Raw genomic sequence first — 3,052 nt, forward strand, 5'->3', positions numbered from 1 at the left:
CTTCACCCTTTTGCATTTATCAGCCAAAAGACCGCCAGATGCATCGCATCGATAATCGCATTTCTTGAGTCCCCAGCGGCGCGCCAGGCTCTTTCATTCAGATGAATTGGGGGGCCAAATGGCACGTATATCTGAACGCACGATAAGCGGCATTCTTGTTGCCGATCAACGCAGGGATCAGGTTCTGCTGTTGCAGGATCTTGATGGTGATGGCAACGCCGCCGGGGCCGAGGAGACAAGTGTTTTCTTCGACGCCGTGAATGAAAGCGGTCTTGTCGATCCAACAAACAACGTCTTCACTGTCCATCAGGCACAGGACAAGTCAGTCTATATCGGCGATGGCAGCACAGACACTGTTTACCGGCTGACTGACCTGAACGCCGATGGGGACGCGCAAGATGCGGGCGAGGCTGCGATCTGGTTCTCTGCCGACAATGCGGCGGGCCTCTCCACCGCTACACCGAACGGGATCGCCGAGAGCGAAGATGGCGCAATTTACATCTCCAACGCCGGAACGAGTTCGGCGCCGCAGGACGCGATCTATCGCACCGTTGATCTGAACGGCGACGGTGATGCCAATGACGCTGGTGAAGCCACCATTTGGCTGGATGTCCAGAGCATTGTCGAGACAGCAGTGCCGTTTGACCTCAGTTTTGATGGGAATGTCGCCTATCTAAACGATCTGGCGGGTACGGCAACGGACGTGATCTATCGGATCGAGGATATCAACGGTGACGGCAGCATTCAGGCCGATGAAGTGACGGAGTTTATCTCCGATGAGATGAGCTTTGGCGCGCCGGTTGATATCTCAAACGCCGTCGCAGTCGACGGATCGCTCTACACGCTGACATGGTTCCCTGATGGCGACGAGCTTTTGAAGATTTACCGTCTTAACGATCTGGATGGGTCCGGTCAGATCGACAGCGTTTTTGAGGCTGTCGAGGTATGGAATGCCAGTCTGATGCCGGACAGCATCCCCGCCGATATCGGGTTTTCCATCGCAACGGACGGCGATGGCGATCTGATCCTAACGGCCAATAGTTTTGGCGGTGACGCGAATGTCCTCAAACTGACCAACCTGAATGGCGATGGCGACTTCTTTGACGCAGGCGAGACCATCATTTTCGGATCCGATCAATTCGACGGTCAACTGATCCGCCCCCGCGCGGTAGAAGACTATGAGGGCGTGGCCCAAGTCGTGCCCAGCACGGTTGGCGCGGGCAACCACTTCTCGGTCTTTCTGCAGGACGGGGTGCTCTACAGTTCTGGCGAAAACATCGTCAGCCAGTTGGGCAATGGCAGCGTTGGGTTTGATGTCAAAGCGCCTTTGCCTGTCGAACTGCCGGAAGGTTTTGACGCAACGATCACCTCTGTATCGACGGGTATGTTGCACACGACTTTCCTGACGGATGAAGGCGATGTCTACGCCTTTGGCTTCAACAATCGCGGGCCGCTGGGGCTGGGCGATGAAGAAAGCCGCCAATCGGCGGTCAAGATCGACGCCTTGGATGATGTTGAAGTCATCGGGATCGGGAATGGGAACGGCGTGTCCTATGCGCTCGCCGCCGATGGCACGCTTTACGCCTGGGGCAGCAATACCAACGGGCAGCTCGGCACCGGCGATCAGGAAGAACGCCTTGTCCCAACAGCCGTTGAAGCGCTTGCCAATGAAACCGTTGTGGCGGTGTCCTCCGGCACTTCGCATACACTGGCCCTGACCGCCGATGGTGAGGTTTATGCTTTCGGCAGCAACACCGACAATCAGGTCAGCCCCAATGATGACCGCCGGGTGATCGACCCCGTGCTTGTGGAAGGTCTGCCTGAAAACATCCTCGCTGTGACGGCTGATGGCAAAACCTCCTTTGCGGTCACCGAAGACGGGCGCGTCTTTGGCTGGGGCCAAAGCGACAAGGGGCAGCTTCTACAAGGCACCGACAATGGCGACGGGACGTTCACGCCTGATCCAGCAGATGTCGCCATCCCGGTCGAACTGACGGGCCTGCCCGACAACGTGATCGACGTCAAAGGCGGAGCCCGCTGGGCCATTGCCCTCACCGAAGACGGCGATGTGTATGCCTGGGGTCCGAATGATGAGGGGCCAACTGGTGGGTTGGACGGTGATCCTGCGGCGGAAAGCGATGTCAGCTTCCTGCCGACCAAGATCGCTGAACTTGACGACATCAACATCGTGGAAATCCAAACCGGACCCAACTCGATCATCGCGGTCTCCGACACGGGCGAAGTCTTCACCTGGGGGTCAAACTCCGATGGGCGCTTGGGCTATGCCTCTGACGGGTCGATCTACTTCCCGCAACAGGTGGATTTCGATGCAGACCCCACACCGTTCCTTAAAAGCGCTGTTCCGTCGGATAACGGGCGGGATGTGAGCAATGATGCGGCGCTGACGCTGACATTCACCGAAGTCGTAGAGGCTGGCGAGGGCTTCATCACACTCGTCAACCGTGACAGCGGCGCGCGGACGCAGATTGATGTGACCGACGAACGCCTTGTCAGCTTTGATAGGGACACCGTCATCGTCACACCACCGGAGCATCTGGAGCCGGACGCGCGTTATGCGATTGAAATCTCCGATGGGGCGTTTGCGGATGAGGAAGGGCAAGGCTTCGAAGGGATCGCAGAAGGTGATACATCGACATTCAATTTCACTGTTGCTGACGACACTGTCGCGTCGGAGGATCGCTATCGTGGCACGTTCGAAGATGACCTTCTGCGCGGCGGTGCCGATGATGACCGGATCAGTGGACGTTTCGGCGACGACATCGTCTCTGGCGGTGGTGGAGACGACCATCTGCGCGGCGGCTTCGGTAACGACGACTTGCTCGGTGGTGCCGGGAATGATTGGTTAAGCGGTGGCTTTGGCAATGACGTCCTGGATGGCGGTGCGGGCAATGACGTGATGCGTGGCGGGTTTGGTGTGGATACGTTTGTCTTCACCGAGGGCAACGACACAATCCAGGACTTTGACACTGGTTTTGACTTCTGGTTCTTCAGCCTGCCTTCCGATCAGATCGCGATTGATGTTACAGGTGTC

General features: G+C 57.5%; 1 protein-coding gene. It reads left to right on the forward strand.

Going from position 1 to position 3,052, the window contains the following annotated elements:
- Positions 1–118: 118 nt before the first annotated feature.
- Positions 119–3,052, forward strand: a 2,934-nt coding sequence (locus SLH49_RS22250) for an Ig-like domain-containing protein (RefSeq protein ID WP_320271340.1), incomplete at its 3' end; no start/stop codon positions are given.

Origin of the sequence: Cognatiyoonia sp. IB215446, assembly GCF_033963825.1 — a bacterium.
Classification (GTDB): Bacteria; Pseudomonadota; Alphaproteobacteria; order Rhodobacterales; family Rhodobacteraceae; genus Yoonia.